Origin of the sequence: Anabaena sphaerica FACHB-251 (genome assembly GCF_014696825.1) — a bacterium.
In the GTDB taxonomy this organism is placed as follows: domain Bacteria; phylum Cyanobacteriota; class Cyanobacteriia; order Cyanobacteriales; family Nostocaceae; genus RDYJ01.
Genome location: NZ_JACJQU010000008.1, coordinates 94,910 through 113,480, shown reverse-complemented (window position 1 = coordinate 113,480; position 18,571 = coordinate 94,910). Strand labels below are relative to the sequence as shown.

Annotated in this window: 12 protein-coding genes and 2 pseudogenes; 6 read left to right on the top strand and 8 right to left on the bottom strand. The window is 39.1% G+C overall.

The window, feature by feature from the left end; all coding sequences use genetic code 11:
• Positions 1 to 40 precede the first annotated feature (40 nt).
• Positions 41 to 616 (top strand): Uma2 family endonuclease, encoded by a 576-nt coding sequence (locus tag H6G06_RS15200; RefSeq protein WP_190561545.1) that lies wholly within the window; start codon positions 41 to 43, stop codon positions 614 to 616.
• A 129-nt stretch (positions 617 to 745) separates the two neighbouring features.
• Here the strand turns inward: H6G06_RS15200 and H6G06_RS15195 are convergent, their stop codons facing one another.
• From H6G06_RS15195 to H6G06_RS15175, 5 genes and pseudogenes are all read right to left on the bottom strand, one after another.
• Positions 746 to 1,198 carry a type II toxin-antitoxin system VapC family toxin gene (locus H6G06_RS15195; protein WP_190561542.1) on the bottom strand — a complete coding sequence of 151 codons (453 nt, stop codon included), beginning with the start codon at positions 1,196 to 1,198 and terminating at the stop codon, positions 746 to 748.
• Positions 1,195 to 1,443, bottom strand: a complete 249-nt coding sequence (locus tag H6G06_RS15190) for a hypothetical protein (protein WP_190561540.1) — start codon at positions 1,441 to 1,443, stop codon at positions 1,195 to 1,197. Before H6G06_RS15190 ends, H6G06_RS15195 begins: the two co-directional genes overlap by 4 nt.
• 821 nt (positions 1,444 to 2,264) lie before the next feature.
• A pseudogene (locus H6G06_RS28135) lies at positions 2,265 to 2,393 on the bottom strand (type II toxin-antitoxin system HicB family antitoxin); the annotation flags it as partial.
• A gap of 54 nt (positions 2,394 to 2,447) precedes the next feature.
• Complete coding sequence (locus tag H6G06_RS15180; protein WP_338422943.1) at positions 2,448 to 2,579, bottom strand: type II toxin-antitoxin system HicA family toxin; 132 nt, start codon at positions 2,577 to 2,579, stop codon at positions 2,448 to 2,450.
• 4 nt (positions 2,580 to 2,583) lie between these two features.
• A complete protein-coding gene (locus H6G06_RS15175; protein WP_190561538.1) occupies positions 2,584 to 2,973 on the bottom strand; it encodes a hypothetical protein in 390 nt (129 codons plus the stop codon).
• Between the two features lie 229 nt (positions 2,974 to 3,202).
• Between H6G06_RS15175 and htpG the strand changes: the two genes are divergently transcribed.
• Complete coding sequence (gene htpG / locus H6G06_RS15170; RefSeq protein WP_190561536.1) at positions 3,203 to 5,170, top strand: molecular chaperone HtpG; 1,968 nt, start codon at positions 3,203 to 3,205, stop codon at positions 5,168 to 5,170.
• A 372-nt stretch (positions 5,171 to 5,542) separates the two neighbouring features.
• Here htpG and H6G06_RS15165 read toward each other — a convergent pair whose 3' ends face one another.
• Together H6G06_RS15165 and H6G06_RS28130 are read right to left on the bottom strand one after the other, a co-directional pair.
• Entirely contained in the window at positions 5,543 to 6,844 is a 1,302-nt protein-coding gene (locus tag H6G06_RS15165; RefSeq protein ID WP_190561534.1) for a Rid family detoxifying hydrolase, read from the bottom strand.
• Positions 6,845 to 7,530: 686 nt separating this feature from the next.
• Positions 7,531 to 7,671 (bottom strand): annotated as a pseudogene (locus H6G06_RS28130) (ISH3 family transposase); the annotation flags it as partial.
• On the opposite strand from H6G06_RS28130, the gene H6G06_RS15160 reads away from it, so the two are divergent.
• The 3 genes from H6G06_RS15160 (at position 7,659) to H6G06_RS15150 (ending at position 16,798) form a co-directional block, all read left to right on the top strand.
• Positions 7,659 to 11,852, top strand: coding sequence for a non-ribosomal peptide synthetase (locus tag H6G06_RS15160; RefSeq protein ID WP_190561532.1), 4,194 nt, complete (start codon positions 7,659 to 7,661; stop codon positions 11,850 to 11,852). The pseudogene H6G06_RS28130 and the gene H6G06_RS15160 sit on opposite strands and share 13 nt — an antisense overlap.
• A 17-nt stretch (positions 11,853 to 11,869) precedes the next feature.
• Positions 11,870 to 15,136: a non-ribosomal peptide synthetase gene (locus H6G06_RS15155; RefSeq protein WP_190561530.1), complete on the top strand. Its 3,267-nt coding sequence runs from the start codon at positions 11,870 to 11,872 to the stop codon at positions 15,134 to 15,136.
• Between the two features lie 126 nt (positions 15,137 to 15,262).
• Positions 15,263 to 16,798: a glycosyltransferase gene (locus H6G06_RS15150; RefSeq protein ID WP_190561528.1), complete on the top strand. Its 1,536-nt coding sequence runs from the start codon at positions 15,263 to 15,265 to the stop codon at positions 16,796 to 16,798.
• A gap of 23 nt (positions 16,799 to 16,821) precedes the next feature.
• Here H6G06_RS15150 and H6G06_RS15145 read toward each other — a convergent pair whose 3' ends face one another.
• Positions 16,822 to 16,959, bottom strand: a complete 138-nt coding sequence (locus tag H6G06_RS15145) for an alpha/beta fold hydrolase (protein ID WP_190561526.1) — start codon at positions 16,957 to 16,959, stop codon at positions 16,822 to 16,824.
• 438 nt (positions 16,960 to 17,397) lie between these two features.
• On the opposite strand from H6G06_RS15145, the gene H6G06_RS15140 reads away from it, so the two are divergent.
• Positions 17,398 to 18,318: a hypothetical protein gene (locus H6G06_RS15140; RefSeq protein WP_190561524.1), complete on the top strand. Its 921-nt coding sequence runs from the start codon at positions 17,398 to 17,400 to the stop codon at positions 18,316 to 18,318.
• Positions 18,319 to 18,571: the final 253 nt, after the last annotated feature.

Sequence of the window (18,571 nt, the reverse complement as noted above, 5' to 3'; positions counted from 1 at the left end):
TATGTTGCATTACCTAATATATTTACCGAGGTGATTTTCTATGATTGCAACTCCCAGTTATAACTATATTTCCCCTGAAGAATATTTAGAATTAGAAGAAACAAGCCCTATCAAATATGAATACAGACAGGGACAAGTTTATGCAATGGCAGGTGCTAGTAATACTCATGTAGTTATTACTCTCAATATTGCTTCAATGTTAAGAAATCATCTGCGTGGAAGTGGATGTCAAGCTTATGTTTCCGACACAAAAGCGCATATTGAAACAATGGATATTTATTATTATCCTGATGTAATTGTTAGTTGTGATTCAAGAGATAAAGCCTTTAATAACTTTTTACGTTATCCCTGTTTAATTATCGAAGTTTTATCACCAACTACAGAAGCTTTTGATAGAGGTGATAAGTTTGCTGACTATCGTAATTTAGATTCACTTCAGGAATATGTGTTAGTCAGTCAAAATAAAATCAATGTAGATGTTTTCCGTCGTAATTCAGAAGGACAATGGGTATTGTATAGTTATGGAAAGGAGGAAAATTTACATTTAGCAAGTGTAGATTTTCAATGTTCTATAAATGATGTTTATGAAGATGTGAATTTTGAAACTCCCTCTTAATTTGGCAAAGCATCTAATTGTCTGAATCAGGATGTCCAGGATTATAGGATTTACAGGATGATTTGAAGATAGTTCTTCCTTATCAAATTCAGGATAACATATATTAAATTGCAAGTTAATAGCTGTTTATTAATTAATATCTTTCCATACAGATGGATCTTTTACCAACTGGGCAATATGTTTTCCTAGTCTTATAAAATGTTTAGAGTTGAATGTCAATAAAATATCTACATTTGCTTTTATGGCTGTTTGAGCAATAATTGCATCATAAATTCCACCTCCTGTAATATTGAGATGCGTAACATTTTTTAAAACTTGTAGATAGTCAGCACTTTCTAAATCAACAGTATGAAAAGATTCAAGATTGTTAATGATTATGTCATGAACTTGTTGAGTGCTGAGAGGTTTGGGTAAAGGCAATCGTGTTATGACTGCATACAGTTCTGCTATAGAATGGGTTGAGATATAACCTGAAATACTTTTGTTTCTAACTCGTTGTATCCAAGGAAGACTGATAGCATGATTTGGATGTGCTTCAATCATAGCTGAAACCAGAATATTTGTGTCGAATAGTGCTTTCATTGTGATGTAATATCGTTGATTCTTTCTTCACGGACAAAATAAACCCAATCAATATCCGGTAAAGAACCTTGTGCTTTAATTACCATGAAGCCGTCAATGCAATTCAAAAGGCTTTCATCTGTTTCAGTGATTGAGGATGATAGTTGTGGTTGAAATTGGAGAAGATGTAAAAAATCAAGTAATTGTGAAACTATATTTTCTGGTGCTTGTTCAATTTCATGAATCAATTGCTCTTTTATAGTCATATACTTTCCTCCTGTTATTTTTAGATTAACATTTTTTATAAAAAATAAGCTGATTAGATATTAAACAGGTTTTATGTATTGTTGTCGGATGTTTCAAGAATAATTGTCTGAATCAGGATGTCCAGGATGATAGGATTTACAGGATGATAGATACAAGAGTGATTATTGTGGATGATTTATAGATTTCACTTGAATCACTGTGCCATTTTCTATCTAAACAGGTTTCGATTTATGGTTTTAGTAGTTCTAATGGTTTTTGGTAAGTTAACTATGAATTTTACGTAAATTATACATACTTAGTTGAGTGAAAATTTCCCACAAAATCGTACTATATTGATTTAACTCAAACATGAATTATTCAGGATTTGAGTAATTTATCAAGTATTTTGACACTTATAATCCTATACATCCTGATTCAGACAATTAGTTTAGTAAGAATTTATCACAAAATCGCACTATATTGATTTAACTCAAACATGACTTATTCAGAATTTGAGTAATTTATCAAGTAATTTGACAGTTATAATCCTGTAAATCCTATCATCCTGGATATCCTGATTCAGACAATTTTATGATTGCAGTGAAAACTTGTTTTTATGTATTGCTATCAGAGACCATTTATAAAGTAAATCTTTAGACAACAAGACGACGTAACATAATACGAGTCATGACAGCATATATAGCTGCTTCAGAGATTATTTCAAGATACCCACACCAATATGCGTGAGATAAAATTCCTCTCCTTCTGATTCCCGTAACGCATCCAAATAAGCATCAATACCACGAGGTTGAGGAATTTCACTATCTTGAAGATGGAAAACTAGGGCTGAACGCATATTCTCTAAAGTTGTTTCCAGTGTCTCACCTGTAGCAACGCAACCCCACACATCAGGGGAGTATGCGGAAAATCCTGTTTCGGTTTTTTCCAGAACGATCAGATATTTATCCATTATTTGAGTCCTGCTTGTCTGAGAATGCTTCCTAACGTTCCTTTTCTGACATCATCACTTATTTTTCGATACCGTTACCTTACCTAGCTTTGTTGGATGTTTAAACTGACGATGACTACCCTCTGTTCCTACCAGATACCAACCATCTGATTCAAGCAAGTTAATAACTTCTCGTACTTTCATCATAGATTCAGAAATTACTGAAGTTGTTTGTTTGACTGCCGCCTGTACCAGCTTGTGAAATGTTAATCTGTTTACCAATAATGTTAATTGTGCCACCTGCTTTCACTGCTTGATACTTGTCCGCAAATGTGGCATTTTCTTCTACATCAGCGGTAGTAACCAACTCCGCAAAAATCGGATCGGGTGGAATTTGGTTAAGGACTTCTGGATTGAGATTTAATGCTTCTGGATTACCTGCTGCTAATGCTGTGGCTGTTTCTGGGGAATGGTTGCGGATTTTAGCGATCGCTTCACCAACCTTTTTTGTTAAACTCTCACTAAATGTCTCACCGGATTTTTCTAAGGCTTTGGTCAGAAATATGGTAGCAATGGCGATCGCTAAAGTTGTAGGTTCCATGATGTTTTTATTGAAACAGTCTAATATCCCATTGCATCATAATTACTTAGAACTTTCAACTAAAATTCTCTTCCCAGTCCCTAGTCCCCAGTACCCAGTCCCCAATCCCCACAGATGGTAGTGTAATCCGAATCATTATTAAGAGGTATTCCTTACCTCAAAAAAGACATAGATCGACGAAAATTGATTTTCAGAATTATCAGCAAGCAAGTAAAACAGACGGTTAACTATGCTAGAACAAGGCACTATCAGTATACATACTGAGAATATTTTCCCAATTATTAAGAAGTCTCTCTATTCAGACCACCAAATCTTCTTGCGGGAACTGGTATCCAACGCTGTAGATGCCATCCAAAAATTAAAAATGGTCTCCCGCGCTGGTGAGTATAATGGAGACACAGGCGAAGACGAAATTACAATTGCCATTGATAAAGATAAAAAGACTCTCTCCATCTCCGATAACGGTATTGGGATGACAGCAGAGGAAGTCAAAAAATACATTAACCAAGTTGCTTTCTCCAGTGCAGAAGAATTTATTCACAAATATGAAGGGAAAGCAGACCAGCCAATTATTGGACACTTTGGTTTAGGTTTCTACTCCTCCTTCATGGTGGCAAAACAAGTAGAAATTGATACTCTCTCCTATAAAGAAGGTTCTCAAGCTGTTCATTGGACTTGTGATGGTTCACCAGCATTTACCTTAGATGAGTCTTCCCGCACTACTCGCGGTACTACTATTACCCTCACTTTAATGCCAGATGAGGAAGAATATTTAGAAGCTGCGAGAATTAAGAATCTAGTCAAAACCTACTGCGATTTTATGCCCGTACCCATCAAATTAGATGGGGAAGTATTGAATCAACAAAAAGCTGCTTGGAGAGAATCTTCTAGCAATTTAACCAAAGAAGATTATCTAGAATTTTACCGCTATCTTTATCCTTTTCAAGAAGAACCTTTGTTATGGGTGCATCTGAATACAGATTATCCGTTTATTATTAACGGGATTTTGTATTTTCCGAAAATGCGACCTGATGTAGATGTAACCAAAGGACAAATTAAGTTATTCTGCAATCAGGTTTTTGTGAGTGATAACTGTGATGAAATTATTCCCCAATTTTTACTACCAATGCGGGGTGTAATTGATAGTACAGATATTCCTTTGAACGTTTCTCGCAGTGCTTTACAAGGCGATCGCACCGTAAAACGAATAGGAGATTATATCGCTAAAAAAGTCGGCGATAGACTCAAAGAACTTTACCACGACGACCGCGAACAATACATCAATGCTTGGAAAGATTTAGGAACATTCGTTAAATTTGGTGTTCTCAACGATGAGAAATTTAAAAAACAAGTCGAAGACATCCTCATCTTCCGCAGCACTGCTAAATTAGAAACCAAACCCGCAGAAACACCCGCAGTAGAAGTTCAATCTTCAGATAGTGATGTTTGGCAAGATGTCACCCCATCTAATACCAGCAGCACACCATATACCACCATCAAAGAATATCTAGAACGCAACAAAGAACGCCACGAAAATAAAGTTTTTTACTGTACCGATGAAGCGGGTCAAGCCACATACATCGCATTACATAAAAACCAAGGTTTAGAAGTCCTATTTATGGACTCTTTCATTGATACCCACTTTATTAACTTCTTGGAAAGAGAATATCAAGATGTTAAATTTACACGGGTAGATTCTGACCTTGATAATACATTATTAGATGATAAATCCGGCGAAATTGTTGACCCCACAACCAATAAAACCAAGAGTGAAATTATCAAAGAATTATTTGAAAAATCACTCAACAAACCCAAAGTTAATATCCGCACCGAAGCCTTAAAATCAGACGACCCCCAAGGAACGCCACCAGCAATGGTATTGTTACCAGAAATTCTCCGTCGTTTGCGGGATATGAACGCCATGATGCAGCAGCAAAATGCTGAATTTCCCGAAGATCATATTTTGTTAGTAAATACTGCCCATCCCTTGATTCAAAACCTCGTTAATCTCAATCAAGGTAGCATTATTCAAGGTGATGGAGAATCACCCACAGCGCAGTTAACAAAAATGATTTGTCAGCACGTTTATGATTTAGCGTTGATGTCTCAAAAAGGCTTTGATGCTGAAGGAATGAAATCCTTTGTGGAACGTTCTAATGATGTGTTGACCAAGTTAACAGAACAAGCGAGTAAATAGATCGGGTTTTAGGCTGAACTTTTAACTTACGCAAAATTCAAGGGTTTAGCATTGCTAAACCCCTACCTTGTCATTGTTGACATATTTATTTTTACATAGTTCTTCCTTATCAAATTCAGCACAACAAATTTTAAATTAGTTGTCAACCCCCAATACTCTTTTTTTGCGTTGAGTCAAAAGAGAAGAAAGCCATTTTCATAGATTACCAAGGAAGCCAAACGGCTTTACAAAGAATATATAGAACAAGAAAAACAACGTGCTGAAAGATTAGCTGTACAACTGCGTGCAGCAGGTATTGTAAAACTTCGCCCAATATCGAACCAGAAAACTAAAACTTTGATAAAACTATGGTGGGCATTGCCCACCGTATAATTAACCAATTACAGCAATACACTCAATCTCTACTAACACATTTTTAGGTAAACGCGACACCTCAACACAAGCACGCGCAGGGGCTGTATCTTCAGAAAAATATTTTGCATAAACCGCATTGACAGCGGCAAAATCATTCATATCAGCTAAAAATACACCTGTTTTAACCACATCATTAAAAGTAGCGCCGGCTTCTTTCAGGATAGCTTCAATATTTCTCATCACCTGTTCCGTTTGCTTGGTGACATCATCGGTATAAACAACATCACCTAAACGGGGATCAATAGCAATTTGTCCAGCAACAAACAGCATTTGTCCAGAAGCAAGAATAGCTTGATTATAGGGTCCAACTGGTGCAGGTGCTTTATCGGTACGGATAACTTGACGAGTCATAACGATCTCTTTTGGTAAGGGTGCATCTGATTTAATGAAGTCTAAATCAACATCTGTTGTGAAAACTTCTCCATCTGGCATTATCGCACCTGTGAGGTCAGCATTATTAAAGGTTGCACCATATATATTTGCGCCGGTTAAATCTGCTCTTCTCAGGTTTGCACCATCGAGATTTGCTCTAGTAAGATTTGCCCATCGCAGTTTAGCTCTTTCTAAATTTGCTCCTTGCAGAATAGCTTTTTTAAGATTTGCACTGCTAAGACTTGCTTCTGTAAAATCTAAATTAGCTAAATTCATACCTGACAAATTAACTTCAGATAGATTTGCTTTATGAAATTTAGCTCCTTGAATTTTGGATTTTTGTAACTTGGCTTCACTTAAAGTTGCCAAAGTAAAATTAGCTCCAATTAAGTATGCTTCTTCCAAATTGGCTTTATTCAACAAAGTTTTACTCAAATTTGCTCCGGATAATGAAGCTACAGCAAGATTAGCATTAGTAAGATTTCCACCACTGAGGTTTGCTTGATCTAGGTTTGCAAATAATAATTTTGCATTACTTAAATTTACTCCTATCAAATTTGCTTCTTGTAAGTTTGCAGAGTTAAACTCAGTATCATTCAAAGTTGACCAACTCAAATCAGCACTATTCAGGTCAGCAAAAGTAAATGTTGCTGAAGAAGCAGTCACTGAATAGAACTGTGCATTTTTGAGAGATGCTTTAGTTAGATTTGCAGTGGCAAGATTGGCTTGATTTAAATTTGCTTTCTCTAAATCTGCTCCACTCAAATTTGCACCGTATAGGTTTATCTCACCCAAGTCAGCACTTTTGAGATTTTCTTCACTCAGATTTGCTTGTTTAAAATTCCGTTCTCCAGCAGCGTATTTCTTCAGCAGTGTTTCAGCGTCCATAATAGCACCATTAAATATTGTTTTAAAAGTATAAAACAATGCTTAACGCTAAAGTACAAATCTCATAGCAGAATTCCGTGAAGACGAAATGAATAAACTCACTAATGAACTCAATATCAGTAAACCAAAAAGTTTTTCTCCGAAGAGCGATAGCGAAGCGCCCCGTAGGAATCGCTAAGTATTATGCAGTGCGTAGTAATTTAAAGTACAGAGTATAATAACTTGTAGACAACCATATATATTAAAAATACTTATACACTAGACATCTCCGGTAATTAAATGTGCGTGGTTTGAAACCCTTGTAGAGACGTTCCGGCGGAACGTCTCTACCATATTTCCGGAGAGGTCTACTAATAATTAACAAAACAAGATACTAACCGCAAGGAAGATAAATAGTTCCAAAAAGCATAAGTAGGTAGGCGGGAAAATTTCAAGGTATGTCATTGCGAACGGAGCGTAGCGGAGTGAAGCAACCGCAAGGGTTTTGATGATTTTACATTTTGTTACATAGTTAGGTTTATTTGTGCCTACCTACTTAGACAAATATCTCATGCCGTTTGTTTGCCGGGAATAACCCCAACAGGGCGTTACAGCACTTCCCTTCGGCGAAGGCATAGGAGGCACTACAACGCCCGCTATCCCTAGACTAAACGCTGTCGGGACCACTTTTCTTAAAATATTTAAACTACCATTAATAGAAGTTTTACAATACCAACGAATAATAACCTCAAAACTGGATTTTTATTATTGGTTCTAATACAGCAAAAGTTTTTGATTCGGTAACTACTTTCAATCCCAAATCGTTGACGATAATATGGATCAATATATTCTCGGTAGCCTCACGGCTGATGAAGAACTCAATTTTTCTGATGAAGCAGAGGTTTTTGTCTTCCCCACTTCTTTCGCCCAGCAGCGATTGTGGTTTCTCGACCAATTAGCATCGGGCAATCCATTTTACAATGTGTCAACAGCACTTTGCCTGAAAGGTTCCCTCAACTTTACCGCATTAAAGCAGACATTCAACGAAATTGTCCGTCGCCACGAAACCTTACGCACTACGTTTGTTATGGTAGAGCAGCAACCAGTGCAGGTAATCGCACCCAGCTTAACCATACCTCTTCCCTTAATAGATATACGCAATTTCGATCAAGAATGTGAGATACAAGTACGGCGCATTGCAACCGCAGAGGCTCAACATCCTTTCAATCTCACCACCGGGCCATTGCTGCGAGTGAAGCTGCTACAACTAGATGAAGCAGAATATGTACTGCTGCTAAATCTACATCACATTGTTGCCGATGGCTGGTCAATTGGGGTGCTAATTAGAGAACTGGGGGTATTATATAAAGCCTTTGTAGAAGATCAGCGATGTTTGGTGTCTACACTTCTGCCAGAATTACCCATTCAGTATGCAGATTTCGCCCAATGGCAACGAGAGTGGCTGCAAGCAGTGGGAGAAAACGGCTGTTCGCCTTTACAAACGCAGTTAGCTTATTGGCGAAAACAATTAGACGGGATTTCAGCCCTGAATCTCCCCACCGACAGAGTAAGACCAGCAGTTCCAACTTACAGGGGTGCAAAACAATTTTTAGAACTACCACACTCCTTAACTCAAGCGATAGAAGCACTTAGTTACCAAGAAGATGTAACCTTGTTCATGACAATGCTGGCAGCATTTCAGACTTTGCTCTATCGCTACACACAGCAAGAGGATATTGTCGTAGGTTCAGCGATCGCTAATCGTAACCGTAGCGAACTAGAAGGGTTAATTGGTTTTTTTGTCAATAGTTTGGTGCTACGCAGCGATTTATCAGGGAACCCGACGTTTCAAGAATTATTAAATCGAGTGCGAGAGGTGACTTTAGGAGCATACAGCCATCAGGATTTGCCCTTTGAAAAGCTGGTGGAAGAACTTCACCCAGACCGAGATTTGAGCCGGCATCCCTTATTTCAAGTCGTATTTAGCCTGCAAAATACTCCTATTGAAGCACTAGAGTTACCTGGGTTAAAGCTTTCATTATTCGACTTCGACAGCAAAATTGCAAAGCTTGATTTAGAGTTCCATCTGTGGCGAGACTTGGAAACTCTCAAAGGAGAAATCGTGTATAGTACCGATTTATTTGATCAAAGCACCATTACGCGAATGCTGGGACATTTCCAAATACTGTTAGAAAGTATTGTTGCCAATCCAAAACAGCGTATTTCAGATTTAGGTTTGCTTACTGAAGGAGAACGACAGCAATTATTAATTGATTGGAATGACACTAAGAAAATTTACCCAGATAACAAATGTTTCCATCAATTATTTGAGGCGCAGGTGGAGACAACTCCCGATGCGAACGCACTAGTATTTGGTAATCAACAACTCAGCTACAAAGAGTTAAATATACGTAGCAATAAACTTGCACATTATCTCAGAAAAAAAGGTGTACAAACTGAATCTTTAGTTGGCATTTGTGTGGAGAGTTCACCAGAAATGATAATTGCCATATTAGGCATTTTTAAAGCTGGCGGTGCATACCTTCCTTTAGATTCCAGCTATCCTCAAGAGCGTCTTAACTTCATGTTGAAAGATGCACAAGTTTCAGTTTTGCTGACACAAGAAAAATTACTTCAACATTTTACAGAATTATCGAATCCAATTATTAGTATAGATAAAGATTGGGCAACTATTACACAACATAGCCGAGAAAACCCAACCAGTTGCGTAACACTTGAAAACTTAGCTTATGTCATCTACACTTCTGGCTCAACAGGGCAGCCAAAAGGCGTTTTAATCGAACACCGAGGATTGGCTAATTTAGCAGCAGATCAGATTGAGGTTTTTAACTTGCAACCGAGTAACCGCATTCTGCAATTCGCATCATTAAGTTTCGATGCCTCAATTTTCGAGATTGTCATGGCATTGCAAACAGGATCAACCCTTTATTTAGCAAAGAAAGAATCTCTTCTACCTGGAAAAGCTTTACTTCAACTATTAAGCGAAAAAGCTATTACTCACGTTACTCTCCCACCTGCGGTTTTGGCAGTTTTACCTACAGAATCATTACCTGCATTACAAACTATTATTAGTGCGGGTGAATCATGTTCTGAGGATATAGTAAAACGTTGGTGGAATCCTAGCCGTAGGTTTTTTAATGCTTACGGGCCTACTGAAGCAACCGTTTGGTCAACTGTTGCCGGAATTAAATCTGTGAGTGAAAAACCGCCTATTGGTCGCCCAATTGCTAACACTGAAATTTATATATTAGATAAGCATTTACAACCTGTACCAATTGGGATTTTAGGTGAATTATACATCGCTGGTGATGGACTAGCACGAGGCTACGTCAATTGTCCTGAATTAACTGCAAAAAAGTTTATTCCCAATCCTTTTAATAGTAAAAAAGAAGCACGGCTTTACAATACAGGTGATTTAGCTCGATATCGACCAGACGGTAATATTGAATTTTTAGGTCGCATCGATAACCAAGTAAAAATTCGCGGTTTTCGTATTGAATTATCAGAAATTGAAACAGTTATAAGCCAGAATAATAAAGTAGAAAAAGCAATTGTAATTACTCAAGGTAATCTATCTGATAACAAGCATTTAGTAGCTTACATTGTTTCTAAGTCACCGCCGGAGCAAACAATTATTGAATTACGTGAATTTCTAAAAGAAAAATTACCAGAATACATGATACCAAAAGCTTTTGTAATTCTGGATTCTTTGCCGTTAACGGCTAATGGCAAAGTGGATCGTTATGCGCTAAAAGTAGTTGATAGTCAAAGCCGCTCAATCAATAAAGCCTTTCTTGCTCCTCGGACTCCAACTGAATCAACCTTGGCAAAAATCTGGGCTGAAGTCCTTAATGTTGAGAATGTAGGTATTCATGATAACTTCTTTGATTTGGGAGGAAATTCGCTGCTGGCTGTACGTTTATTAGACCAAATAAATAAACAGTTTGAGCGTGATTTACCTTTATCTAACCTGTTTTTAAATCAAACAATTGAAAGTTTAGCAATTGCACTATATACAAAAACAGATTCTCTGGCGTGGTCTCCTTTAGTTACGATTCAACCGAATGGCTCAAATCCGCCTTTCTTTTGCGTCCATCCAATATTTGGTGTGGTCTTTCCTTATTATGAATTAGCTCATCAATTGGGTGAAAATCAGCCACTTTATGGGCTACAGCCTATTGGAATTGATGGGGAAACTCCACTAAATCGCATTGAGGATATGGCTACCCATTACATTGAAGCATTGCGCTCAGTACAACCGAAAGGCCCTTATTTTATAGGAGGTTGGTCTTTTGGAGGATGGGTTGCTTTTGAAATGGCGCAACAACTTGAAAATTCTGGGGAAGAAGTAGCTCTACTTGCTGTGCTTGACACGGTAGCACCAATTAAGAGCAATCTACCTTCTTTGAGCAATGCTTTCAAGTTTATTTTTACTACAGTCGTGCCATATATGTGGCCCTTTTTCCTTGATTATTTGCGTCTAATTACTGCTCATAGTAAAAACCGGAATAAAAGTTTAACTTCTCGATTGACTAATTTTCAGAAGTTGATGCGATACTCTTTTTGGGAGTCGCTAACGCTCAAAAGAAATCTGTTCTCACATTTCATCCAAAAGGAGGATGCCACAGTCAACCTTGTATCTCAAGAATCCAAGGGAAGGCTTTTAAGTGAGTCGGCAATTATCCCTATGCTTCGTGTTTTTTACGCCAATAGCCAAGCAGTTCTCAACTACGTTCCGCAAGTCTACCCTAAGCGAATTAATCTTTTTAGAACAAAAGTTCAGTTAAACGTTGCCGAGGAGGAGCCGAGTATGGGTTGGGATCAGTTCGCTGTGGGAGGAACAGAAATTCATCATATTCCTGGGAATCACCTAACTATGCTGAGAAAACCCCATATTCAGGTTCTAGCCGCACAGTTAAGAGGCTGTATTGAGAAAGCACAGACTCTAATTGTAACGAACCGCAGAGACGCAGAGAACGCAGAGAAAATAAAGAGAGATTTTCAGTAATGATTTAGGATTGCTATATGTCTTTTGAAGAGGTTTTTGTCTTTCCAGTATCTTTTGCCCAACAACGGTTATGGTTTCTTGACCAGTTGATCCCTGACAATACTATTTATAATGTGCCGACAGTAATTCGCTTAACAGGTTTGCTTAACTTAACGGCACTGGAGCAGACTTTTAACGAAATTGTACATCGCCATGAAAGCTTACGCACTACATTTATAGTGGTGGATGGGCAACCTCTACAGGCGATTGCACCCAGTTCAACAATACCTATTTCTGTATTAGACCTCCAGCTACTGCTAGAAGATGAAGGAGAGTTGGAAGCAAGCAGGATTATTAATGCAGAGATAGAACATCCTTTCGATTTATCCTCTGGACCATTGCTGCGAGTGAAGTTGCTTGTGCTTTCTAAGACTGAACATATTCTATTACTGAATATGCACCACATTATCTGCGATGATTGGTCTATTGGGGTGCTGATTCGGGAACTGGGAACGCTGTACACAGCTTTTGCACAAAACCAGCTTTCCCCTTTATTAGAACTACCTCTTCAATACGCTGACTTTGCCCACTGGCAACGCGAATGGCTACAAGGAGAAGTGCTGCAAACGCAATTAACTTATTGGCAGCAGCAATTAAATGGTATTTCTATGCTGCATTTACCTACCGACAAACCCAGACCAAGTATACAAAGCTATGAAGGTACAACACAATTTTTTGAGTTACCAAAAAAGCTAATTGATGCATTAGAAAAGCTTTCACAGCAAGAAGGTGTAACTTTTTTTATGATGATGTTGGCAGCATTTAAAACTTTGCTCTACCGCTACACAGATCAAGAAGATATTGCGGTAGGTTCGCCAATTGCTAACCGTAATCGTAGCGAAATTGAAGGACTAATTGGTTTTTTTGTCAATAGTTTAGTCCTACGCAGCAATTTATCTGGAAACCCGACTTTTCGAGAACTGTTACACAGAGTCCGAGAGGTAACACTAGGAGCTTATAGCCAGCAAGATTTGCCATTTGACAAGCTAGTTGAAGAACTGCACCCAGAACGAAACTTGAGCTATCATCCGTTATTTCAAGTAGTGTTTAGTTTCCAAAATGCGCCAATGTCGGCACTAGAACTACCTGGATTAGTGCCTAGCTTTATGAATATTCATTTAAAAAAAACGCGTTTTGATTTAGAATTACACTTATGGAAGTGTTCTGACGATTTCAGGAGCTTATGGGGTGCAGACTGGGAGTATTCTGAAGGACTTCGTGGCGTAATAGTTTACAACACAGATTTGTTTGATAAAGCTACTATCAGCAGAATGCTAGAACATTTTAAAATTCTGTTGTCGAGCATTGTTACCAATCCAGAACAGTGCATTGCAAAATTACCGCTTTTAAGTGAAGCGGAGCTACATCAGGTATTAGTGGAGTGGAATAATACTAACACAAATTATCCTCATCATAAGTGTATCCATCAATTGTTTGAAGAACAGGTACAACATCATCCTGATTCTATAGCATTAGTATTTGGTGATGAAAAACTTACTTATCAGGAATTGAATAATCGTAGCAATAAAGTAGCATATTATTTACAAAAAATCGGGGTTTGTTCAGAAAAATTAGTAGGTATTTGCATTTCACAGTCTATAGAAATGATAGTTGGCTTATTAGGCATTCTGAAAGCAGGAGGAGCATATCTTCCTTTAGATCCCAGCTATCCTCAAGAACGCCTAAAATTTATGCTGGAAGACGCACAGGTTTCAGTATTGCTAACACAAGAAAAGTTGCTCAAGCATTTTGAATGTTTCTTGAATCCAATTATTTGCATAGATAAAGACTGGGAAATTATTACTCAAGAAAACAAAAATAACCTTGAAATTAGCGTTACCTCTGACAATTTAGCTTATGTTATTTACACTTCCGGCTCTACAGGCAAACCCAAGGGAGTAGCTATAATTCACAAAGCTGTAAATCGGCTAGTGTGCAATACAAACTATATAAAATTATCATCATCAGATAAAATCGCCCAAGCCTCAAACACTTCTTTTGATGCAGCAACATTCGAGATTTGGGGAGCGTTACTTAACGGCGCTCAACTTGTAGGTGTTAGCAAAGATGTAATCCTTTCGCCTCATGAATTTGCATTACAGCTACAACAAAAAGAAATTAGTGTCTTGTTTTTGACAACAGCTTTATTTCAACAGATTGCTAGAGATGTTCCGCAAGCTTTTGCAACTTTGCGATATTTACTATTTGGTGGCGAAACTGTTAATATAAGATGGGTGAAAAAAATTATCCAACATGGTGCGCCAAAGCATTTGATTCATGTCTATGGTCATACGGAAAATACCACATTTTCATCTTATTATCATATCCAAGAATTACCAGAATCAGCCACATTTATTCCCATTGGTTCACCAATCAATAATACAGAAATTTATATATTAGATTCACATTTACAACCTTTGCCTATTGGAGTTATTGGCGAATTATATATTGGCGGCGATGGTCTAGCACGAGAATATCTCAATCACACAGAATTAACTGCTGAACACTTTATTACAAATCATTTTAGTGATAATTCAAAAACACGTCTTTATAAAACTGGTGATTTAGCCCGCTATCTACCAGATGGCAATATTGAATTTTTAGGTAGGATTGACAATCAAGTAAAAATTCGTGGCTTTCGCATTGAATTATCAGAGATTGAAGCGGTGTTGAGTGAACATCCATCTGTGAAAGAAACAGTGGTTATCGCTGATGAGGACATACCTGATCATAAATATTTGATAGCTTATATTGTTCTTAATGTAGTAGAAGTATCAGATTTGGCATCTGTATTACGTAAATACTTGAAAGAAAAGTTACCAGAATACATGGTGCCAACAGCCTATCTGCAACTAGAATCAATACCACTAACAGCTAATGGCAAAGTAGACCGTCGTGCTTTACCTAGACCAGATATAGTAACTTTCGATAGATATGATTATGTGGCACCGCGATCGCAAGTTGAAGAGTTACTTGGAGAAATTTGGGCTAGAGTCCTGGGAAAAGAGCAGATAAGTGTAAGTGTTCATGATAATTTCTTTGAATTGGGCGGTCATTCTCTACTAGCGACTCAGTTAATTTCCCGAATCCGAGATACCTTCCAAATAGATGTAACTGTACGCAATTTATTTGAAGCACCAACTATTGAACAACTTGCTAAGTGCATTGATACAATGTTTTGGGCAGCAAAAGGTGCAGATAAAACTGAAACTACGGGACAACAGCGAGAAGACGTTGAATTTTAAGGAAAAATATCACCCTACCATTTCATTTATATCATCCGGTATATGTGCGCCAGCCCCAATAGCGATTAACTTAAACATTGGGAAAATACGCGGTTTGGCTGGGTTTAAGTTAATAGGAAGTGGGCTATGCATATTGGATTTCTCAACCCTCAAGGCAATTTTGATTCAAATAATAGTCATATAACGAAACACCCAGATTTTGGGGGTCAGCTGATCTACGTTAAGCAAGTCGCCCTCGCCATAGCTCAAATGGGTCATAAAGTTGATATTCTCACCCGTCAAATTATTGACCCTGAGTGGCCAGAGTTTGCTGAAGTGATTGACACTTATCCAGGGGTAGATAACGTCCGCATTATCCGCTTACCAGCTGGGCCAAAAGAATTTCTCCCTAAAGAGTTGTTATGGCCTCATCTGATCGTTGATTGGGTACCTAACATCTTGAAATTTTATCAACAGCAAGGAGGTGGCTTACCTGATGCTATGACTGCTCACTACGGCGATGGAGGACTGTGTGGCGTTCTAATTGAAGAGGAGACAGGCATACCTTTTACCTTTACTGCTCATTCTCTCGGCGCTCAAAAGATGGATAAACTGGAAGTTACGCCAGAAAATCTCACGGAAATAGACGAGCAATTTAATTTCAGATATCGCATCTTAGCCGAACACCTGAGCATGAATCGCTCGGCCATTAATATCACCAGTACACGACAAGAACGCTTTGAACAGTATTCTCATCGAGTCTATAATGGTGCAGTGGATGTAGACAACGATAACCGCTTTGCAGTAATTCCACCGGGAGCAGATTTCTCGATTTTCGGTGCAAAGGCACGTTCCGAAAATGAGGAAGCTACCGAAGAGTTAATTCAGGAGCGATTGGCACGGGACATTGCAGAAACCCGTCGAGATTTGCCCGTCATCTTAGCATCCAGTCGATTAGAGCCGAAAAAAAACATATTAGGGCTAGTGCAAGCCTTCGCAATGAGTCCAACACTTCAGGAACGAGCTAACTTGATGCTAATTACAGGGGGGCTAGACGATCCTTTACAAGAGGAGGCTAGTGACGACATAGCTGAAGAGGTATTAGCCCCTATTCGGGAAGTGGTCAAAGAAAAAGACTTGTGGGGCAAGATCAGTGCCTTTAGCTTGTCAGATCAGTCTCAAGAGTCACTGGCAGCAGCTTATCGGTTTATGGTTAAACGCCGCTCAGTATTTGCGCTGACGGCACTTTACGAACCCTTTGGGCTTGCTCCCTTAGAAGCAGCAGCCGCAGGTTTGCCAGTGGTAGCAACCAAGAACGGTGGCCCTAGCGAGAGCTTCCTACAGGGAAATAAGGAATATGGTGTACTCGTTGACCCAGAAGATCCTGCTGATATTGCACGCGGCTTAGAGCGGTTGCTATGTGATGCTCAGGAGTGGGAGTATTTTGCCCAAGTGGGTCAGCAACGGGTGTTGAAGACTTACACTTGGGAATCTACTGCTGAAAACTACCTGTCTTCGCTTGAGCAGATTTTGTCTTCCCCGGAAACCCGCCCTCGCGCTGAACTCCTTCCCATCCATCCCTACTTTCGTAATCCAGAATCGCAGGCGGATATTTTTTTAGAAGAATTGGGCGAACTTTACTTTGGAAGTAATCAAAAAGTGCTAAGTACATCTAGCCTTTAATAAGCTTCAGGTAGTGATCCCAGCTATAAGCAGCCAGTACAAAACGTGCTGACTGCTTCGGCAAATTGTTTGTTTTGTTCCATTAATGCCATGTGTCCACCTGGTTTTAGGGTGACTCGTTCAGAATAAGGCAATTCTGCTTTCATGCGATCGCTCGCCACAGGTTTTGTCGCTATCAGGACTTACGCAAAACAGAACGGAAGTAGGGGTAATTCATGAATTACCCCTACGCAAGAATCAGGTTTTGAGTTCAATCTTGCGTAAGTCCTAGCTATATCTGAAGCCCCACACATTACCAATACAGGAACGTTAATAGTTGCAAGTATTTGTGTTTCGTCCAACCTGAACATTATTGCCAGTGTGCCACGAGCCAGAACACCAGATGACCCCAATAGATCTGCACTCAGGTTCACCATTAATGAGTAGATATATACTCCTTGCGCTAGGGATGATTATCGAGATTAATAGTTACCTTAAATTAATAAAGCTAATTGAACGTACAAAGTATTATGAATGACAACAAGCAACCTCTTAACCAAATTGATACCAATCCTTTCCTCCACGAGGAAAAGATCGTTAGGAGTGAGAGTGAGAAAAAATTGCCTTTAAATCACGCTGAAGAAAATTCTGAATCCGAGCTAGAACAAACATCAGACTCTTCTTCCGGTTCAGGCATTAGTGCTAGGGTAGCTGGAGCCGCAATTGGCGGTGTACTAGGCGCTCGCTCTGGAGGCATTATCGGTGCTGTCGCCGGCTCAGTTGCTGGTGCCATAATTGGTAAGGGAACTGCTGATACGGTTAACCGCGCGGTAGATAATTTAGGGGATGCTGCCCACTCTGTCGCAGAGGGTGTTAAACATTCTATAGAAGACATAGGCTCGGCAGCCAAGGAAACGATTGAAGAAGTCAAGCCATCTATCAAAGGGACAGCAGAAGCCGTCCAGCAAACAGTTGAAGAGTCCAAGCCTTCTATTAAAGGTATAGCCGAATCAGTCAATCAGACGGTTAGAGAGGCTAAACCTTCTGTAGTAGACGCAGTTAGGAATGTATCCGAAGAAATCAAACCTACGATTAGAGACGTAAAAGAGTCAGTTCAACATACAATCGAAGGTGTTCAGCCTTCTGTAGAAAGGGCTGCTAACTCTATTCAAAACGCTGCTGATGACATTAGGCCTTCTGCCAAAGCTGTCGCTAAGGAAATTGAAGGTGCTGCTAAGGATGTTCGCTCAACAGTTAAAGAAACAGCCAAGGCAGTCGAGCCATCTGTCAAAAGTGCAGCCGAATCCCTCAAATCCTCGGCTCAGAACGCTACTGAATCCCTGAAAGCCTCGGCCAAGAACGCAACCGAATCTGCCAAAGAAGCTGCTCAAGATATTAAGTCATCTGCCCAAATTGCAGCTGAATCTGCCAAAAAGGACAATCAGCATAACGATACCCGTATCTCCGGCCGCCCAATACCACCAATACCAGAAGTCTTGATCATCAAGGAAAAGGGAATTATTGAAGACAAGGCCAGATAAAGACTAGCCTCTAGCTCTGTTATATGCCTGATAACAAAGTTTCAGGCAGGGTGGATCTAACAAAAAGTTCACCTTTTATCCAGAAGGAGTGAATTAGCGATCGCTCTAAGTAAGTCGGCACAATAAAACCAACCTATGTGAAAAAGAGGCAATAAGGCTAAAACCCTTTTCCCTTATGCCTCCTGCCTCCTACCGGGAGTAACGATAATTATTTACGCCGACCTAACTTATAATCAGGGAACTCCAAAAATCA

Coding starts and splice junctions, on each gene's coding strand:
- H6G06_RS15200 (WP_190561545.1), top strand. CDS start 41: ATGATTGCAACTCCCAGTTATAACTATATTTCCCCTGAAGAATATTTA.
- H6G06_RS15195 (WP_190561542.1), bottom strand. CDS start 1,198: ATGAAAGCACTATTCGACACAAATATTCTGGTTTCAGCTATGATTGAA.
- H6G06_RS15190 (WP_190561540.1), bottom strand. CDS start 1,443: ATGACTATAAAAGAGCAATTGATTCATGAAATTGAACAAGCACCAGAA.
- H6G06_RS15180 (WP_338422943.1), bottom strand. CDS start 2,579: ATGATGAAAGTACGAGAAGTTATTAACTTGCTTGAATCAGATGGTTGG.
- H6G06_RS15175 (WP_190561538.1), bottom strand. CDS start 2,973: ATGGAACCTACAACTTTAGCGATCGCCATTGCTACCATATTTCTGACC.
- htpG (WP_190561536.1), top strand. CDS start 3,203: ATGCTAGAACAAGGCACTATCAGTATACATACTGAGAATATTTTCCCA.
- H6G06_RS15165 (WP_190561534.1), bottom strand. CDS start 6,844: ATGGACGCTGAAACACTGCTGAAGAAATACGCTGCTGGAGAACGGAAT.
- H6G06_RS15160 (WP_190561532.1), top strand. CDS start 7,659: ATGGATCAATATATTCTCGGTAGCCTCACGGCTGATGAAGAACTCAAT.
- H6G06_RS15155 (WP_190561530.1), top strand. CDS start 11,870: ATGTCTTTTGAAGAGGTTTTTGTCTTTCCAGTATCTTTTGCCCAACAA.
- H6G06_RS15150 (WP_190561528.1), top strand. CDS start 15,263: ATGCATATTGGATTTCTCAACCCTCAAGGCAATTTTGATTCAAATAAT.